Below are 18068 nucleotides of genomic sequence, written 5' to 3'. Positions count from 1 at the left end.
TTTGCACGCCTAAAGGCTATTTTGCAACTTGAAGTTGCAGTTTGTACAACATTTTTAGCCCAGTTGTTGCGAAATGGCCTTTATAGGACCAAAGTGCTGACATTATGCAACAACTAATGGAAAAAGGCGAGATTTAGGTAGCAATTGTTGCACTTTCTACAACATCATTATGACGATTGATCCCGATTGTAGATCCATAGAGACATATAGAGAGAGATTCGAGAGGAGAAGCAGCCATGCGTAACGAGAAAGCGGCACGTGATTGGGATAATCTTGCGGTGTTAGAGCGCAATCGCGCGAAGAGCCGGGCATATTTCATCCCACATTCCGATCAAGCCGGAGCTTTGAGCTATGACCGAGGGAGCTCCCCTTGGTTCAAATCATTGAATGGCAGTTGGAAGTTTCATTACGCGAAGGGGCCTGAATGGGCGCCGGATGATTTTTACAAAGAGAATTATGACTTGTCTGGCTGGGGTGAGATCCAAGTTCCGAGCCACTGGCAGCTGAAAGGATATGGCAATCCGCATTATACGGACTTATATTATCCGTTCCCGGTAGATCCTCCGCATGTGCCTAACGATAATCCAACAGGCAGCTATGTACGAGAGTTTGAGCTTCCACAGCATTGGGACGGCAGAAAACTGGCCGTGAAATTCGATGGCGTGGATAGTGCATTCCATGTATGGGTCAATGGGACATTCGTTGGTTACAGCCAAGGAAGCCGATTGACGTCAGAATTTGATCTGACACCATATGCAAAGCAGGGAATCAATCGTATGGCAGTGCGCGTCTATCAATGGTCAGACGGCAGCTATCTGGAAGACCAGGACATGTGGTATATGAGCGGTATTTTCCGGGATGTGTATCTGATTTCGGAGCCGTCCTCCATACGGATCGTGGACTATCGAATTGTTACCGAACTGGACGCTAACTACAGCGATGCAACTTTATCAGTTCAAGTTGAACTGCATGGAAATGCGCTGCAAGGAAAACTCCAACTGCAGCTGCTGGATAATGAAGGTTCATTCGTTATTTCAGCTGAAGAACAGATCACAGTCGCCGCTGCTGATCAGACGTTTCTGGAATTTTCAATGCCAGTCACGAAACCTGCGCTTTGGAGTGCTGAAGCTCCTACTCTATATCATTTGACGATAGGTGTAGTGGATCAGAACGATAAAGTGGTGGAGACGGTTGCTCAGCGAGTTGGCTTCCGCAAGATCGAAGTGAAGGACGGCCAGTTTTTGGTGAACAGCAAGGCGATCATGCTGAAAGGTGTAAACCGTCATGATCACCATCCGGATACGGGACGCACAGTGACGCTGTCGACCATGATTCAAGATGTGAAGATGATGAAGCAGCATAACATTAATGCGGTCAGAACCGCTCATTATCCGAATGATCCGCGGTTCTACGATATTTGCGACGAATATGGTTTATATGTCATGGAAGAAACGGATTTGGAAACTCACGGCTTCGAGCCTCTGGGCAATATTTCACGGCTATGCGATGATCCTGCTTGGCAGGAAGCGTATGTCGACCGCGTACGCCGCATGGTGGAGCGCGATAAGAATCATCCTTCCGTCCTGTTCTGGTCACTGGGCAATGAGTCCGGCTTCGGCTGCAACTTCCGAGCGATGTCGGCGTGGTGCAAACAAGCAGATCCAACCCGACTCATTCATTATGAAGAAGACCGCGAAGCGGAAGTGTGCGATATTGTGAGCACCATGTACTCCTCCGTAGAGAAGATGGTAGGCTTCGGTCAGCTGGTTGATCATCCGAAACCTCATATCCTATGCGAATTCGCTCATGCCATGGGGAATGGTCCAGGCGGACTCAGGCCGTATTTTGATGCTTTCGATGCATACAGAAGGCTGCAGGGCGGCTTCGTCTGGGAATGGATCGACCACGGCATCAGCAGGAAGACGGCGGATGGGAAAAACGACTACGCATACGGCGGAGACTACGGCGATGTGCCGAACAACAGCAATTTTGTCATTGATGGTCTTGTTCGACCGGATCGGACACCTTCCCCAGGTCTTATTGAATACAAGAAAATTATCGAGCCTGTCAGGGTTGAGTATATAAAAGATGATCGCATACGCATCATGAATCGCTATGATTTTGTGACGCTCGATCACCTCTATGCAGATTGGAGCGTGACGGTAGAGGGGCGGACCGTCCAAAGCGGTGTGCTTGTTCTGCCGCGAATTGGCCCTGGCGAAAGTGCAGAGCTGTATGTTCCTATAAGAGCTGATCTGCAGCTAACCTTATTGGATCAGGGTGCTGAGCGCTGGTTGAATGTTGGCTTCACGCTTGCGGCAGATTGTATCTGGGGTGAGCAAGGACATGAGGTAGCTTGGGCACAGTTCGCTCTAGAAGCAGTTGGGAACGTAGATGATTCGTCCGCTCCTGAAGCAGCTAGTTTGCCTATGCGGAGCTTATCCTGCGCAGAGGAAGGGCGTCGGCTCGTCCTCGCAAACGATTCTTTCCGAATCGCATTCGACACCCGGCGGGCAGGAATCATCTCGCTGCGAATGAATGGCCAAGAGCTAGTGAATACAGGGCCGCGACTTAACTTTTGGCGTGCGCCGATTGATAACGATATGTATGTCCTGCCTGACTGGTACAAGGCGCATCTCAATAGGCTCAGCGAACGAATTGATGATTGTCGCTGGGAGCGGCTGGATGAAGGAACGATTCGGATAAATTGGACGTCTCGCATTGCACCTCCAGTATTCGACTGGGGCTTCCGATGTGAAACGACTTACACCATAACAGGCTCAGGTCTTATCGTTATTGACGTGCATGGCGTTCCAGAAGGCAAGCCGCCTGCTATGCTTCCGAAGATTGGTCTCCAAATGGAGATACCTGGTGAAATGGATGCTGTTAAATGGTACGGCCGTGGTCCGGGGGAGAACTACTCTGACAGCAAGGAAGCAGGACGGTTCGGTGTGTATCGGAAGTCTGTAGATGAACTATTCACGCCATATATTTATCCGCAGGAAAATGGCAACCGCACAGATGTAAGGTGGGTATCCATTACAGACGGCGCCGGAATCGGCCTACTCGCGGTAGGAGCACCAACACTTGAATTCAGTGCACGACGCTATACCGATGCTGACTTAGAAGCAGCCAAACATGCGAGTGATCTTGTTCCGCGGGATTTCATTACACTCAACTTGGATTACAGGCAGAATGGTCTGGGCAGCAACAGTTGTGGACCGGCTCAATCCCCGGAAAACACTGTCACATCAGAAGCATTCCGTTTCCAGATGCTGCTTAAGCCATTTCTATCCGAAGATGCCTCACCAGAGCGGTTGAGCCATCAAATGAGACTAGAAGCGAAAGTGAAACATCTACAACAGGAGGGTAAAAACCATGCTTAACGCACAAGACGTATTGAACTTAACGGGAAAAATAGCAGTTGTGACCGGCGGAGCCTCAGGGATTGGCCTTGCGACGGCTGAACTGCTTGCCAGCTTTGGAGCTTATTCCGTCCTTCTAGATATTAACGAAGCGCAGGGTGAACAAGCAGTGGCTGGAATTAAACAGCAGGGAGGCCAAGCAAGTTTCTATCGCTGTGATGTGTCTTCCTCTGCTGATTGCCAGCGTGTTGCAGCAGAAATTGATGCTGCACACGGACGAATTGATATTTTGTTCAACAATGCGGGAATTATTCGTCGTAAAACAGTCGTTGAGCTGGAAGAACGTGATTGGGACTTAGTTATAGATGTTTCCTTGAAGGGCGTTTATCTACTGTCCAAATATATCATTCCGATCATGGAGCGAGAGGGCGGAGGCAGCATCATTAACTCAGGCTCTGGTTGGGGCCTAAAAGGCGGAGACCGCGCTGCTGCCTACTGCGCTGCCAAAGCTGGCGTTGTGAATTTAACGCGTGCTATGGCTATCGATCACGGCGTCGCCAACATTCGCGTGAACTGCGTATCGCCAGGCGATACGGACACGCCGCTGCTGCGAGATGAAGCGAAGCAGCTTCAGCGAAACGAGGCTGAATTCTTAATCGCCTCGGCTGGCGGCCGCCCGCTGGAGAGGCTTGGAACACCGCGAGATATCGCTAATGCAGTCCTGTTTCTAGCGAGTGACATGTCTTCTTGGGTAACGGGAAGCGTGCTTGTTGTAGATGGCGGGGGAATTGCCTAAAGGCAATTCGCATCCAGCTCCGCTTGGTAGTTAAGAATCATTGAGTTCGTGTTTAAAAAGTCCGCTTTCAGAACCGAGAAGGTTGGACGAAATCCGGAGGAGGAGGAACGGAGCGTAGCTTTGCTACGTGAGTACCGGACTTCCTGGATTCGTTCAAGATTCGATGTCGATTCACTTCCTGAATTACTGCGTTATGAGAGTGGACTTTTTAAACTACCTCTATAAGTATACAACGATGAATGGAGGCGTTACCTTTGCCTAATAACAGAACTTATGCCCATCCTTATATACCGAATACCGTGCCTGAGGTTCGTGATGCGATGCTGAAGGAAATCGGCCTGACCTCGATGGATCAGCTTCATGACGCCATTCCAGACAGCTTGAAGCTGAATCGGGAGATGAACCTCCCGCCGGCAATGACGGAATATGAGCTGCGCCGTCATATTGATGGTCTGCTTGCCAAGAACAAGCACGGTGCCGCTTATCTGAATTTCCTCGGAGCGGGCTGCTGGCAGCATTTTATTCCGGCTGTCTGCGACGAAATCAATCAGCGTTCTGAGTTCGTTACGGCTTATGCCGGTGAACCCTATGAAGATCACGGACGATTCCAAACCCTGTTCGAGTATCAAAGTCTAATGGCTGAGTTAGTTGATATGGACGTCGTTAATGTCCCTACCTTCGACTGGGCACAAGCGGCTTCAACAGCGATTCGGATGGCGGGCCGCATGACGGGCCGCAGTGTTGCACTGCTTCCCAAGTCAGTCGATCCCGACAAAGTCATGATTATCAACAACTACTGCACACCCGTAATGGAGCTGCGTTTTGTTGAAATCGACGAGGCAACCGGCAAAATGGACTTGAAAGATTTGAGAAGCAAGCTATCCAGCGAGATTGCTGCGGTATACTTCGAGAATCCGGGTTATCTTGGCATCATCGAAGACCAAGGACACGAAATTTCGGAGCTTGCTCATTCCGTGAATGCCATCTCCATCGTTGGCGTGGACCCGATTTCACTTGGCGTTCTTCAGCCTCCGAGCCAATATGGCGCAGATATCGTCTGTGGAGATTTGCAACCGCTGGGGATGCATATGAACTACGGCGGCGGGCAGGCCGGATTTATCGCGACGCGCGATGAAGAGCAATATGTCATGGAATATCCTTCCCGGCTTTTCGGCATCGTGCCGACGGAGGTTGAAGGCGAATATGGCTTCGGCGATGTAGCTTATGAGCGCACATCCTTCGCGCTTCGTGAGAAAGGGAAGGAGTCCGTTGGTACCCAGACGGCATTATGGGGCATAACCGCAGGTGTCTACCTGTCCTTGCTAGGACCAACCGGTATGCAGGAGGTCGGCGAGACCATCATGCAGAAGTCGCAATACGCGGCCAAGAAAATCTCCGCTATTCCAGGCATTTCCCTTCGGTTCGCAGAAACAGCTTTCTTCAAGGAGTTTGTTGTTGATTTCAACGATACAGGCCTAACCGTCGCTGAAATTAATGCGCGCCTGTCAGAAGCGGGAATATTCGGAGGCAAAGATTTATCGACTTCTTTCCCGACATGGGGACAATGTTCCCTCTACTGCGTAACTGAAATTCATTCGCAGGCTGATCTAGATCGTCTAGCAGACACCATTCAAACCATCGTTCGCAAACCGTGATCGACTTATATAAAGAAAGGACGGAACGCCATGAAACGAATTCGTAGAGACCATAAAGTCCGTAATTTTCATCAAGCCAAATGGGATGAGCCAGTCATATTTGAGCTTCACCGTCAGGGTGAGCGAGGTGTTATTCCTCCAGGAACGGAGGCTGGCATTGCAGCTGAGGTGGGAGACGGCATTGGACGTATCCCTTCTTCTATGAAGCGAAGATCAGCGCCGGCTTTACCCGAGATCGGTCAAGCCAAAGTACTTCGGCATTATTTGCGCCTGTCCCAGGAGACTCTTGGCTCCGATATGAATGTTGAGATCGGACAAGGCACCTGTACGATGAAGTATATTCCGCGCATCAACGAAATGCTTATCCGTACGCCCCATATGATGGAGCTTCATCCCTTGCAGGACGCAGATTCCGTTCAGGGCATGCTGGAGATTTTCTATAAGCTAGACCTTGCCATGCGTGAGATCAGCGGGATGGATGCCTTCTCTTTCCAACCGAGCAGCGGCACGCAGGCCTTGCTTGCAATGGCATCCATCGTTCGTGCTTATCATGATTCGCGAGGTGAGGGAGATCAGCGAGATGAGATCATTACGACGATTTTCTCCCACCCCTCCCAAGCTGCGACGGCTGCGGTCAAGGGCTACAAAATCATTACACTACACCCGGACGAAGACGGCTTCCCGGACCTAGAGAAGCTGAAGAGTGTAATCTCCGAGCGAACAGCTGGTTTTGTCGTTGCGAATCCGGAGGACACTGGCATCTATAACCACCGAATCCGCGAGTTTACTGATATTGTTCACGAAGCGGGCGGAGTCTGCTTCTACGATCAAGCCAACGCAAACGGCTTGCTTGGCATCACTAGAGCGAAGGAAGCGGGCTTCGACATGTGCTTCTTCAATCTGCATAAGACGTTTGCGGCTCCTCATATGTGCGGCGGTCCGGCTACAGGTGCTCTTGGAGTAAGCGAGGAATTGAAACGTTTCTTACCTGGACCGCTTGTAGATTACGACGGAAGCCGTTATGTTTTGAAGAATCAGACGGCAGACAGCATTGGTAAAGTTCGCAGCTTCCACGGGGTTGCACAGACTGTACTGCGTTCCTACGCTTGGATTATGAGCCTCGGTCCAGACGGACTGAAGGATGTCGCCCAAATTGCGGTTTTGAACAACAATTATCTCTATCATAAAATCCTGCAAATCCGCGGTGCGAGCGCACCTTATATCAAAGGACGCCGCCTCGAGCAGGTTCGCTACAGCTGGAAGCAGCTTACGGATGAAACAGGTGTCACGACAGAGGATATTACTCGCCGCATGTGTGATTTCGGCCTGCATTACTGGACGTCTCATCATCCATATATCGTGAAGCAGCCATTTACTTTGGAGCCGACAGAGTCGTATTCCAAAGAGGATCTGGACGAATACATCCATGCGCTGGAGCATATCTCGAATGAAGCCTATACACAGCCGGAAATTGTGCGGTCAGCTCCGCATAACAGCACCGTTCACCGGAACGATGAATCATCCTTAGATGATCCGAAGCAATGGTGCATTACTTGGCGTGCATATTTGAAAAAGACTCAACCGGTATAAATCGCTCTATCGTTTTCATCTTGCTATCCTAAATAATTATTATTGAACAGAGAGGCTCCGTGAGGGGTCTTTTCTGTTTGCAAGAATGAGGGACAAACTCAAAACACAAAAAGTGGAATCCAATATTGTAATAAGGGATCCCACTTTATTCATTTGTGAATTCAATTGTAGAAAACTCATTGCTTTCTCATAGCTTCTGAAATAACTGTGAAATCCGTTAGATCAATTTCAAAGTGTCCCATGCGAAAGCGATATCCCCAATTTCGGTTTCCCTTGGTGAAACTCATTCTGTCCAAGAGGGAATGGACGGGAGCCTCAGAACAATCATAATAATCTATGTTGCGTCGAAATGGAATGAAGGATTCACTCATAGGATACTCGTACACTTCGTCATCTCTCACTTGTCCAATTGCTGTAAATGCTTGTAAAGGTTCACCGCCGTTTAAATCCGTTTTTGGGGAGTAATAGATTAGCCAATCTCCCTGTCTCATTCGCTTTAAGGGAGCGGCTTTTCCGTGACACAATTGTGCGAAGCCGCCTTCTACTCCTCTTATGACGTGCGATTTAGAAACGACTCCGATCCAATAACGAAGATTATTATTTTCCATATCAATCACACAGCCTCGAGTTCAATTTTTCTGGCCAACTGGACAAGTGATTGGGCCGTATGAGGGATACGTTGTGAAATTTCTCCTCCGATTTGTGGCCCTAAAGTTTCAGCATTTGGACCGGTAATGGTCATCGTATGAGTTACCCTCGTACCGTTTTCTTTCGAATCGATGTCATGTGAGAAACTAATACTAATACTGATACCAGCTGCAGGCATATGCGTTATGTCTGAAAAAGACCGCAAAGGCTTTACTTCCACGATCATGTAAGCCAGCGCATCCCGCCCTTTCGGTTGTAATGTTCCTTTTGTTCCTTCTTTAAAATCACCAAATAGTTCAACGTGAACAAATCCATCCCATTCTTTCCATGTGTCGATGTTGCTGTAAAGACCCCAAATGGTTTCCGCCTTCGCCTCGGTTGTAACGCTGTGTTCAAATTTCCACATTTTAATTGCTCCTCTTTTTATGGTTATTCAGCTGTAAATTCTCGAGCCAACGGTACCAATTTTGATAGTCTTGAGATATTTCTCCTTTTCTGATGTAGGATTCTCCTACTTGAAGTGAGAATATGTTCATTATAACAACCTGCTCTTGACAACGTATTGTCAGGAGCAAGACGGAGGCTTTTTTCATGAAACGTTCTGATCGTATGCTTGCAATTCTTCTGGAACTACAGAGAAAAGGGGTAGTGCGTGCCGAAGATTTGGCAAGCCGCTTCGAAATGAGCGTCCGTACGGTGTACCGTGATATGGAGGCCCTCTCGATATCAGGCATACCACTCCGCTCTACACCAGGTATTGGGTATGAGCTCATGGAAGGGTTCTTTCTACCACCGATTCAATTTACAGCTCTGGAGGCGTCTATGCTGTTACTCGGGAGCGACTATGTAGCCAATACTTTTGACAGCACATATGCTGAAGTTGCGCATGCAGCACAAGAGAAAATAGAGGCAATTATGCCTGAAAAGCAACGGATACAGGTTCAACAGCTTCGTGACAGTATTCATCTTCTGAACTTGGACGAAGCTTTTCATGCCCCGAACATCACGGAATCCGATCAAGAAATATTAGGGCTTGTACGCAGAGCCGTTTTGGAACAACGTGAGCTCTCTTTTACATATAGAAGCCGCCGATCTTCCCCTTACGCATCCGAGGAACCCTCGTGTGCACGAAACGCTCATCCTTACGGACTCGTTCATCTGAGAGGAATCTGGTACTTCGTGGGTCATTGCACCATGCGCAATGAACTTCGTCAATTTCGTTTGGAACGTATGGAGTCTGTTACTCTGTTGACAAGCACCTTTGAGCGTCCCTCCGAATTTCGGATGAGCGAGTATGAGCCAGAACAAAACTTTCTAGTAGAAGTGACCGTATCGTTCGCGAAAGAGGCACTTCCTTGGGTTCGAGAAAATCCCTCTTTCTATTTAACAAATTTGGAAGAACGAGAGGACGACGTCCTTGCGACGCTGCATTGTCGAAATGAACAAGATATTCTGCAATGGGTACTAAGTTGGGGGCGGTACGCACGCGTGTTACAGCCACAATCGTTGCGCCAGAGCATCAAAGATCACGCAGCATTCCTTGTCGATGCATATCGGGAACCGGAACCTTCTTGAGAGTTTTGAATCATGAATTCCTTGGGAAAAGAAGGAATTGACGAGTTAATCGATAATATAATATAAAAAGACAAATACCGCCCATTTTCGACAAGTAGTGTACAAACATGATGCATCCGCATACGGAACTGCGATACATTGATGACAAGATCGGTTTCGGGGTTTTCGCTACCAGGCTCATTCCCAAAGGGACGATTACTTGGGCGCTCGATGATTTGGATCAAATTCTGGAGCCGGAAGCGGTTCAGGCGCTCGAGGAAGATAGGAAGAAGCTAGTTCTAAAGTACTCCTACCGCAATCAGGATGGGAAGTACATTCTTTGTTGGGATAATGGTCGCTATGTGAACCGCAGCTTCCATGCCAACTGTATTGGGACGGCATACGAGATTGAAATTGCGGTTCGTGACATTCATCCTGGGGAGCAGTTAACCGACGATTACGGCTCGCTGAATGTGGATGAACCCTTTGAATGCTTCCCGGAGGAAGGGACCGACCGAACGCGAGTGATGCCCGGCGATTTGCAGCAATACGCTGATGTATGGGACGCTTAGGCGTTAGACGCTTTCCAGCACTATTATGAGGTCGTACAGCCACTGGCGCATCTCATTCGGCCGGAATTTCAAGATAAAGTAGAAATCGCTGCTAAAGAGCAGCGATTGGTGGATTCCATTCGAGCCATTCATTTTGACCGTGATTCCAAGAATGTTGTCAAATGAGGAGCACGCTTCATTAAGTCTTGGAAAAATTCACGCTGCAGCGTGATAAAGACGACTGGTGAAAGTGTGTAAATTGTAGCAGTTCGGGGAATGTTGCGAAGTAACGCCACTTCCCCAAAGAAATCGCCGTCGGACAGCACGGCAAGCCGATCATTGGTTCCGGTGCTGTTCTTTTTCAACACTTCGACCTTACCCCTTACAATAATGTAAAACTTATCCCCCAGATCCCCCTCGTGGATGATCGTCCGCTCTTTGGCATAGGATTCCGTAACGAAAAAGTGGGATATATCTCGTAATAACGATTCATCCATTTCTGAAAAAATCGGAAACAGCTTCAGCCGCCCCGAACTAACCTCCACGTGATAGCCGTCCTCGCTAATGTCAAAACCAGTCTGCTTCGTCCACGATTGCTTATACCGTCCTTCCGGCGGATTGAGTAATTCGTGGTGACTGCCTTGCTCGGCAACTTCGCCTTGATTCAGCACATAGATACAATCGGCATGCTCGGCTGACGCTAGACGGTGGGTCACGGATATGACCGTTCTAGTGGCCGTTATTTGTTGTAACGTCTTGTTGATCGCTGCCTCTGTGGACGGGTCAAGTGCCGAGGTCGCTTCATCCAGGATAAGAATGGCTGGGTTACGAATGATAGCACGGGCGATAGCGACGCGCTGCCGCTGACCGCCGGATAGACGTCCACCCCGCTCGCCGACATCCGTATCGTACCCATCTGGAAGGCTCATGATGAAATCGTGGATTTCGGCTAAGCGTGCTGCCTCCATCACTTCCTCGTCACTAGCTTCGGGCTTACCAAGACGAATATTTTCACGAATGGAGGATCGGAAGAGGAAACTTTCCTGAAACACGATCCCGATTTGAGAACGGAGCGATTGCAGCGCAATTTGACGGATGTCGGTTCCATCGTAGCGCACAGAGCCCATTTGCGGATCATAGAAGCGCATCAGCAAGTTAATAATCGTGCTTTTACCGGAGCCGCTGGCTCCAACAAATGCAGCAAAGGTGCCTTTGGGAATCGTAAGGCTGATACTGTTCAAACTGCGCTGCTCCGGGCTATAAGCGAACGTGACGTTGCGAAATTCAATGTCGCGTTCAAAATGCGGCAGATGATCGGCTTGTTCGTTGCTGGGAACGCTCGGCTGCTCATCGAGCAGCTCACGGACCCGCTGCATACCGGATGTCGCTTCAATAAATTGAGGTGCAAGCCAGGTTATAGCCGCAACCAAGTAGCTCAGGCTCAGTAGAATCGCGCTGAAGGCGAGCAGCGAACCGATAGAGAGGATGCCGTAGTAAGCTAGCATCGATCCCACGCAAATCGTCATCAAGTTCAAAATCATCGTGCCCAAATTGGTCGTACGGTCGATCAGGAAATTTAAAAAGCTGGATCGGGTGGATAACTTCCCGTATTGCAACATACGGTCAGCAAAGCGTCCAATCATTAACGGCTGAAGTCCGAACGCTTTAATGACCGGTTGAGCACTCACATTTTCCTGTACGGCTGTAGCGATGCTGGCCTGCTCTTCTTTTAACTGATAACTGGCATCATAAGCCTTCTGACCGAATAATTTCGGGCCAATTAGACAAAGCGGTAATCCAATCACCGCAAGCAGCGCAAGCTGCCATTGCAGGACGAATAGCACCGCTACGTTCAAAATAAGCCCTAGTATAGATAAAAGCGCGTAGGGGATCAGCTTAATAAACGTATCAATGGAAATGAGATCATTATTGAACCTAGAAACGATGTCGCCACCGCCCATTCGATGGAAGAAGTCGGTAGAAAGGCTCTGCAGCTTCTCAAAGAGCTGCTTATAGTAATTCGTCACGATGCGGGAGCCGAGACCTGCGAACATGCGATCGCGGTACATACCCACCACGACGGATGCTAGAGCGCCTGAAACCATCAATGAAAGAATAAGTAGAAGCAGGTTATACTGCTGCGGAACGATGGCCAAATCAATAATGAATTTGTAACTGAGAGGCATGAACGTTTCGAAGGTCAGCTCTACAAGGAGAGCGGCAAGCAGAAGCGCAGTCTGCAGTTTGTACTGAAGGAAAGAGGAACAGAGCAGACGGACAAAGGAAAACATGAATAACCTCCCAGGACTAAAGAACCATTTCCTTTATTTTAACATCAGGTTTGGATTTGGTGTATAGCCCCGACATTCATATTCCGTAAATCAATCCAATATATGATATTGGAAATGTGTAGATCCGTGATATATGATGGGGGTAGAAGGGATCGTGACCGAGAATGTCAGAAGAACGATTAGCTGTATTAGAAGTACATATCGATCAGGCTGGTTATGATGAGGTTCCAGATATTGTTAAAAATGTTCACTTTGATGTTCGACAAGGTGAACTGGTGGGTCTATTAGGCCCAAATGGAGCTGGGAAGAGCACGACAATTAAGAGCATCCTTGGTTTATTGAAGGATTTTAAGGGTAAAATCTCCTTTATGGGTGAACGAAAAAGCTATGGTTACATTCCGGAGCATCCGATTCTGTATGATGAGTTGACGTTGTGGGAGCATATGGAATTTGCAGCTTCTGTCTACGATCTGGATCGAACGGTTTTCCTAGAGCGTGCTGATGATCTCTTGCATCGGTTCCGACTGTTGGATGAAAAGCATCAACTGCCCGGGAAATTTTCCAAAGGGATGCAGCAGAAAATTATGCTAATCCTCGGCTTTTTGAATAAACCAGATGTGTATATTGTAGACGAGCCTTTCATTGGATTGGACCCAAAAGCGATTAAAGATTTCTTAGGGATGTTGGATGAGGAACGCAAACGCGGTGCAGGTATTTTGATGAGTACTCATGTGTTAGATACAGCTGAACGAATTTGCAGTTCGTTTGTACTTCTTTCAGGTGGCAGATTGGTAGCAAATGGAACACTGCAGGATATTAGGCAGCAATGCGGCATGCCTGATGCGCCATTGTTCGACTGCTTCCATTCGTTACTATGAAGGGGGACATTGGGTTGAAGAGCAGCTTTCAGGTTTTCACACGAAGAGTACGTTCGGATTGGCATTTCCAGTATCGGGCTTTGCGAATGGCTGTGGATTGGGTCATTGCGATTTATTTTGTCATTCCACTGATGATTGTGGCTGGCTATCAATATTACTCCTGGTGGGCGACTCAGCCATCTTGGTTTAGTTGGATATCGATGTTTATAGTTACCATGGTCTTCTATGTATTCTCTTGGCTTGGAACTATTCGATACTTTGTTGAGGAAGGGGACCAACTTTTCCTCCGTCAGAACCAGAAGTGGTTTCGACATCTCATGCTGCTAGGATATAGATACTCTCTTGTATTGCAGGGAATCACGACGTTAATATTGATGCTCGTATTTCTTCCTTTATTAGTTCAAACGTATTCCTATAGCGTGTTACAAGTTATTTCTTTATGGCTGCTTACCTATTTGCTGAAACTTAACTTAGGCTTGCTTCGCCAATTGCTTGCACTTCGTTTATATGGCATTGTGCTATGGTTGTTGCGGATTGTGGTTTTTGGAGGTCTATTCTTCTTGTATCAAGTGTTAGTTACGGAGGTTAGTCATAACTCTTACTATAGTTGGACGGCTATTCTTCTTTTACTAGTGTTGGTTGTTTTCTTAAGCAGAATACGGCTGCAAGAGAAAGGGGCTTTCTTCGCTGATATCGTCAGAGAAAGAGATGCACGGATGCGTATTGTCTCTCTGATGTTAATTCGTGTTATCGAGCGGAAAAGGAAACCGACACGGAAGTATCCCCTATTATTCGGGAGATCGCAGCGCTTGTTCAAGGGGAAAGGTGCGAGCAACGGAATCGCTGATTTATTAACGAAGTCCTTTTTTAGAAATGGTACACAGTGGAAGCAAACGATACAGTTCGTCGCTGTGATCGGTGGAGCTATGTTCATTTTGCCGGGTGCCCTTAAAATTACGATCTGGATCATTGCTGCATGCCTTTTGGTATTTTGGAGAAAATCATTCTGTAAAGATGAATTAACAGCTCCGTTTCTGACTCTTTTTCCTATACAGGACACAGCTAAACATCAAGCTCTCCAATCTGCAATTCCTATCCTTGTGATGCCAGCGCTGATCTTAATCAGCCTATGTATGGGGATCTCTTTCTTCACCTGGTGGGGACCTGTACTGATGGTCGGTGCAGCAATCCCGTTAGCTTATGGGACTTCTTCTGTATTTACAAGTTGGTATTGAGTAGGCGAATTATACTTTAAGGTATGAATGAGATCAAACAAGCCCAGTGCCGTTTTTGGCACTGGGCTTGTTTGATCATGAACTTATTTGACTAGCGCATTGAAAACATTCGCTTCACCTGCGCCGTATAAAGCATCATTGCCGGTTTGGCCGTAATCGTTTGCTGTTTTTTCAATTAACGCAGCTACTTGGGCAGGCTTCAGCTCCGGATGAGCCGCTTTAATGACGCCTGCAATACCAGCCACTTTCGGAGCTGCCATGGATGTACCGTGAAGCAGCGCGTAGCTATGCAGGTTAGAAGTGAAGTACGAAGGCAAATAAGTAGGCCATGTGCTTAGCGCGCGATAGTGGAAATCCCGTTGGTTCAAATCCAGAGTTGCAGCATATACGGGCCCATTGTCGCCGCCTGGTGCTGCTACATCGATTTGATTTAACCCATAATTGGAGTAAAATGCGATACTATTCGTCGACCACTTGTTCGAGGATGAAACATTGATGACACCATTGATTTGGCCAGGTGTTTCTGTTGTTTTCCCTTTAAATACGACGCCAGGGGAACCGTAGGTAGCGTTTAGATAATCGGTCATCGCTTTGTTATCGCGTAGGTTGAGGCCTTCATTACCAGCTGCCGTTACCACCGTTACATTATGGTTCACAGCATATTGAATGGCACGTTTCCAAAGCAAAATGTCAGCAACATCCGAATATTTGGTTCCATCTACATAATACTTTTGGGAGTCAAATCCGCCGATCGACATGTTAATGACGTCAACCTTATCGTTCGCTGCCTGAATGATAGCAGCTACAATCCAGGCCGTAGGCGCACCTTGTCCGCCGGGGAATACGCGGTAGGAGCGAATGCCAAGATTTGGGCCGACCCCTCTTACTTTGCCGTTCCCGGCAATCGATCCAGCCACATGCGTTCCGTGTCCTTCGCGGTCCAGTAGATCGTTAGGATCACCGGTTTCACTTGTATCTGTTCCTGCGGGTACAAAGTTCATGCCTCCGAGGAAATTAGCTTTTAAGTCGGGATGATTGGCATCAATACCGCTATCGATAACGCCAACAACGGCCTTATGTGTGCCGCCTGTGCCGCCGGTTTCAATCGCAAACGAAGCTCCGTCATTCGTCACTTTCTTAATGTCCCACTGATAATCCCAGTAGCTGCTCGTTGCTTCCGGCTGGGGAATATCTGTAACTGGTTGACCGTCAGCTGCGGAGGGATCTACGGTACCATCGCTTAGCTTATGTACCATCTGAACGTTGGCAGCAGCAATATCTTTGAATGCCTGCAGCTTGGTCATAAATTCGGTGCTGGTCGAACGTACCTCCAATCCTCCAATCTCAGGAATAGCCCGAACAACTTCCCCGCCTGCCGCTTGAATCATTGCTGCATAACCAATCGGAAGCTGGTTCGAGAATGCAATTACATATGTTTTGGCTGGAACAGTAGTTCCACCTGTGCTGCTCTTCGATGCAGCCATTGCAGATATGCCTCCGCCCATTACTGTTGAGACAGCCAAGATGCTGGATACGACCAGGGTTGTCCACTTACGCTTCATAGTAGCCCTCCTTCAATTTAAGAGAAATTGCCGTTCTAATAAATTGTAAGTGAAAGAAGACATGAATAACATGGGTTGGTCGAACCAAATGTGATGTCGATTCCATTCTTTTTTTGACGAATGGTCAATTTAATCTATATTAGCAAAAGTCGATCTCACCTTTGTTTGAAACTTAAGCGAAATGACGTTTCATTCGGACTCGAGTCAAACGTGACGTCTCCATTATTTTTGGTCATAATTTGCTTACATATGGCTAGTCCAAGACCGGTACCATCTTTTTTGTTTGTCACAAAAGGAATGAATAGGGAGTCTTTTATCTCAGGGGGTATTTCAGGTCCGTTGTTGGAAATGATAATTAAGAATTCATCTTCTTCCAGCATGGAAGCGATCATTAAACTTTTCTCGCCTTCCTTTTCAGACAAAGCGTCTAAGCTATTATTCAGAATATTTGAAAGAACCTGTTGAATGGCAATTTTTTGAACCTCGAGCTTAATGTCTTCCCCTTGCTGAAAAATTAACTCAATATTATCGTTTACCAATCTAGGCGAAATCAATGCTAGGACGTTGTCGATGATAGATGTAGAAGACACCTCGTCAAATCTTTCCTCGATGGCATCCTTTTTTGAGAAACTGAGGAATCCTGCGATCTGCATTTGAATGCTCAGAAGTTCACTTTCAATCGTATCCAGATAGGAGTTGATTTTTTGGTAATTTTGAATCGATATTTGCTTGCGCAAGATTTTTAAAAAACCAAGTATGGCTGTCAGTGGATTTCTGATTTCATGCGCCATGCTTGCCGCCATCTTCCCGATAATCGTCAGGCGGGCTTCATGCAGCTCCGTGATCGTCTTTTCTTGCCCCGACAGCAGCTCTTTCGTAATGGTATTGTATTGATGGAGAAAATGTCTTTCATATAAGCTGACCCGAGCAATGATTTTCCTAGTCAAGCTCATAGGAATCGTCTTACCTTTAGGGTTTTCTTGAATGAACCATAAAATGGCGTCAATCCAAAGTTGACTGCTGTGCACAACATGGCTAATAGAAACATTTCTCATCAAAAACACTTTTTGGGACTCAGGGATCGCTAGGAAGATAGAATGCTCTGCCGCGGGAATATGAAGGTCTGACATGAATTTATAGAAGACATCCGCATTTTTTTTCAGAACTTTTCTGTCATATTCAGGATAACTATGAATGTACTCACGAATCCACTTCGCAATAATCTGATTTTTATATTTTTTTATGATCATCAGGTGCTTCTCATCATTCATCTCGTTTGCTCCCTAAAGAAGATATTCTTTATTAGGGTTCGACGAAATTGGAACAGTTCCTGTTCCTTCGAGTTTATTTTAGTTGGGAAGCACACCGGTGAGGAACGTGCTAAGTATTTTTCCCATACATATTGACATGACTTGGTTCAAGGTATATATTTATCTTAAATTAAAGATATTTGAATCAAAGATATTTTTGAGAGGTGATTTTAATGCCCATTCAACTTGATGATGCTCACGAGACTTCCCTTAAGTTGTTTGTTGTTCTTTCCAAGGCTTACAAAGCGATCACCGAACAAGCTGTTAAGGATGCGAAACAATACGGTTTGTCATCTTCAGAATTTATGATTCTCGAAGTGTTATATGCGAAGGGGAAAATTCCTCTGCAGCAAATTGGAGAGAAAATATTAATTACAAGCGGCAGTATCACTTACAATATCGATAAACTGGAAAAGAAAGATCTTCTAAGACGCGTGCCTTCAAATGAAGACCGTAGGGTGATCTATGCTGAAATTACGGACGCTGGAAATGAATTGTTTAATCGGATCTTTCCCGAACATGCCGCTAAAATCCATTCTTTAATGAAGGCTGTTACGCAAGAAGAGCAGCAAGTGGCGATTGAACTGCTCAAGAAATTGGGAAAAGGAGTGCTGGAGGGGTAGGCTGGACGCA

General features: G+C 47.1%; 14 protein-coding genes. 9 read left to right on the top strand and 5 right to left on the bottom strand.

Features of this window, described 5'->3' with window-relative positions:
* Nucleotides 1-236 precede the first annotated feature (236 nt).
* The 4 genes from ebgA (at nt 237) to gcvPB (ending at nt 7406) form a co-directional block, all read left to right on the top strand.
* Nucleotides 237-3386, top strand: a complete 3150-nt coding sequence (ebgA, locus tag GC098_RS01095; RefSeq protein WP_171640174.1) for a beta-galactosidase subunit alpha — start codon at nt 237-239, stop codon at nt 3384-3386.
* Nucleotides 3379-4161 carry an SDR family NAD(P)-dependent oxidoreductase gene (locus GC098_RS01090; protein ID WP_171640172.1) on the top strand — a complete coding sequence of 261 codons (783 nt, stop codon included), beginning with the start codon at nt 3379-3381 and terminating at the stop codon, nt 4159-4161. The genes ebgA and GC098_RS01090 overlap by 8 nt, the downstream gene beginning before the upstream one ends.
* Before the next feature lie 254 nt (nt 4162-4415).
* On the top strand, nt 4416-5816 hold the full coding sequence (gene gcvPA / locus GC098_RS01085; RefSeq protein ID WP_281366889.1) for an aminomethyl-transferring glycine dehydrogenase subunit GcvPA: 1401 nt from the start codon (nt 4416-4418) through the stop codon (nt 5814-5816).
* A 30-nt stretch (nt 5817-5846) separates the two neighbouring features.
* Entirely contained in the window at nt 5847-7406 is a 1560-nt protein-coding gene (gene gcvPB / locus GC098_RS01080; RefSeq protein WP_171640169.1) for an aminomethyl-transferring glycine dehydrogenase subunit GcvPB, read from the top strand.
* 176 nt (nt 7407-7582) lie between these two features.
* Here gcvPB and GC098_RS01075 read toward each other — a convergent pair whose 3' ends face one another.
* Together GC098_RS01075 and GC098_RS01070 are read right to left on the bottom strand one after the other, a co-directional pair.
* Complete coding sequence (locus GC098_RS01075; RefSeq protein WP_171640167.1) at nt 7583-8014, bottom strand: EVE domain-containing protein; 432 nt, start codon at nt 8012-8014, stop codon at nt 7583-7585.
* 5 nt (nt 8015-8019) lie between these two features.
* The gene (locus GC098_RS01070; RefSeq protein ID WP_171640165.1) at nt 8020-8460 is read right to left on the bottom strand and encodes an SRPBCC family protein; all 441 of its coding nucleotides are present in this window, start codon (nt 8458-8460) and stop codon (nt 8020-8022) included.
* 185 nt (nt 8461-8645) lie between these two features.
* On the opposite strand from GC098_RS01070, the gene GC098_RS01065 reads away from it, so the two are divergent.
* Both GC098_RS01065 and GC098_RS01060 read left to right on the top strand, forming a co-directional pair.
* The gene (locus tag GC098_RS01065; protein WP_171640163.1) at nt 8646-9629 is read left to right on the top strand and encodes a helix-turn-helix transcriptional regulator; all 984 of its coding nucleotides are present in this window, start codon (nt 8646-8648) and stop codon (nt 9627-9629) included.
* A gap of 107 nt (nt 9630-9736) precedes the next feature.
* Complete coding sequence (locus tag GC098_RS01060) at nt 9737-10180, top strand: SET domain-containing protein (RefSeq protein WP_246358354.1); 444 nt, start codon at nt 9737-9739, stop codon at nt 10178-10180.
* 128 nt (nt 10181-10308) lie between these two features.
* Here the strand turns inward: GC098_RS01060 and GC098_RS01055 are convergent, their stop codons facing one another.
* The gene (locus GC098_RS01055; RefSeq protein ID WP_171640161.1) at nt 10309-12450 is read right to left on the bottom strand and encodes an ATP-binding cassette domain-containing protein; all 2142 of its coding nucleotides are present in this window, start codon (nt 12448-12450) and stop codon (nt 10309-10311) included.
* A gap of 164 nt (nt 12451-12614) precedes the next feature.
* On the opposite strand from GC098_RS01055, the gene GC098_RS01050 reads away from it, so the two are divergent.
* On the top strand, nt 12615-13328 hold the full coding sequence (locus GC098_RS01050) for an ABC transporter ATP-binding protein (protein ID WP_171640159.1): 714 nt from the start codon (nt 12615-12617) through the stop codon (nt 13326-13328).
* Between the two features lie 14 nt (nt 13329-13342).
* The gene (locus GC098_RS01045) at nt 13343-14563 is read left to right on the top strand and encodes an ABC transporter permease (RefSeq protein WP_171640157.1); all 1221 of its coding nucleotides are present in this window, start codon (nt 13343-13345) and stop codon (nt 14561-14563) included.
* A gap of 83 nt (nt 14564-14646) precedes the next feature.
* Here the strand turns inward: GC098_RS01045 and GC098_RS01040 are convergent, their stop codons facing one another.
* Together GC098_RS01040 and GC098_RS01035 are read right to left on the bottom strand one after the other, a co-directional pair.
* Nucleotides 14647-16125, bottom strand: a complete 1479-nt coding sequence (locus tag GC098_RS01040; RefSeq protein ID WP_171640155.1) for a S8 family serine peptidase — start codon at nt 16123-16125, stop codon at nt 14647-14649.
* 155 nt (nt 16126-16280) lie between these two features.
* Nucleotides 16281-17396 carry a sensor histidine kinase gene (locus GC098_RS01035; RefSeq protein ID WP_171640153.1) on the bottom strand — a complete coding sequence of 372 codons (1116 nt, stop codon included), beginning with the start codon at nt 17394-17396 and terminating at the stop codon, nt 16281-16283.
* Between the two features lie 212 nt (nt 17397-17608).
* Between GC098_RS01035 and GC098_RS01030 the strand changes: the two genes are divergently transcribed.
* Nucleotides 17609-18058: a MarR family winged helix-turn-helix transcriptional regulator gene (locus tag GC098_RS01030; protein ID WP_171640151.1), complete on the top strand. Its 450-nt coding sequence runs from the start codon at nt 17609-17611 to the stop codon at nt 18056-18058.
* Nucleotides 18059-18068: the final 10 nt, after the last annotated feature.

This window comes from Paenibacillus phytorum, from assembly GCF_013141715.1.
Lineage (GTDB): Bacteria > Bacillota > Bacilli > Paenibacillales > NBRC-103111 > Paenibacillus_E > Paenibacillus_E phytorum.
The sequence above is the reverse complement of the archived record's forward strand: the minus strand, read 5'-3'. Positions and strand labels throughout refer to the sequence as shown.

Coding starts and splice junctions, on each gene's coding strand:
- GC098_RS01060 (WP_246358354.1), top strand. CDS start 9,737: ATGATGCATCCGCATACGGAACTGCGATACATTGATGACAAGATCGGT.
- GC098_RS01050 (WP_171640159.1), top strand. CDS start 12,615: ATGTCAGAAGAACGATTAGCTGTATTAGAAGTACATATCGATCAGGCT.
- GC098_RS01040 (WP_171640155.1), bottom strand. CDS start 16,125: ATGAAGCGTAAGTGGACAACCCTGGTCGTATCCAGCATCTTGGCTGTC.
- GC098_RS01030 (WP_171640151.1), top strand. CDS start 17,609: ATGCCCATTCAACTTGATGATGCTCACGAGACTTCCCTTAAGTTGTTT.
- GC098_RS01070 (WP_171640165.1), bottom strand. CDS start 8,460: ATGTGGAAATTTGAACACAGCGTTACAACCGAGGCGAAGGCGGAAACC.
- GC098_RS01035 (WP_171640153.1), bottom strand. CDS start 17,396: ATGAATGATGAGAAGCACCTGATGATCATAAAAAAATATAAAAATCAG.
- ebgA (WP_171640174.1), top strand. CDS start 237: ATGCGTAACGAGAAAGCGGCACGTGATTGGGATAATCTTGCGGTGTTA.
- gcvPB (WP_171640169.1), top strand. CDS start 5,847: ATGAAACGAATTCGTAGAGACCATAAAGTCCGTAATTTTCATCAAGCC.
- GC098_RS01090 (WP_171640172.1), top strand. CDS start 3,379: ATGCTTAACGCACAAGACGTATTGAACTTAACGGGAAAAATAGCAGTT.
- GC098_RS01065 (WP_171640163.1), top strand. CDS start 8,646: ATGAAACGTTCTGATCGTATGCTTGCAATTCTTCTGGAACTACAGAGA.
- GC098_RS01055 (WP_171640161.1), bottom strand. CDS start 12,450: ATGTTTTCCTTTGTCCGTCTGCTCTGTTCCTCTTTCCTTCAGTACAAA.
- GC098_RS01075 (WP_171640167.1), bottom strand. CDS start 8,014: ATGGAAAATAATAATCTTCGTTATTGGATCGGAGTCGTTTCTAAATCG.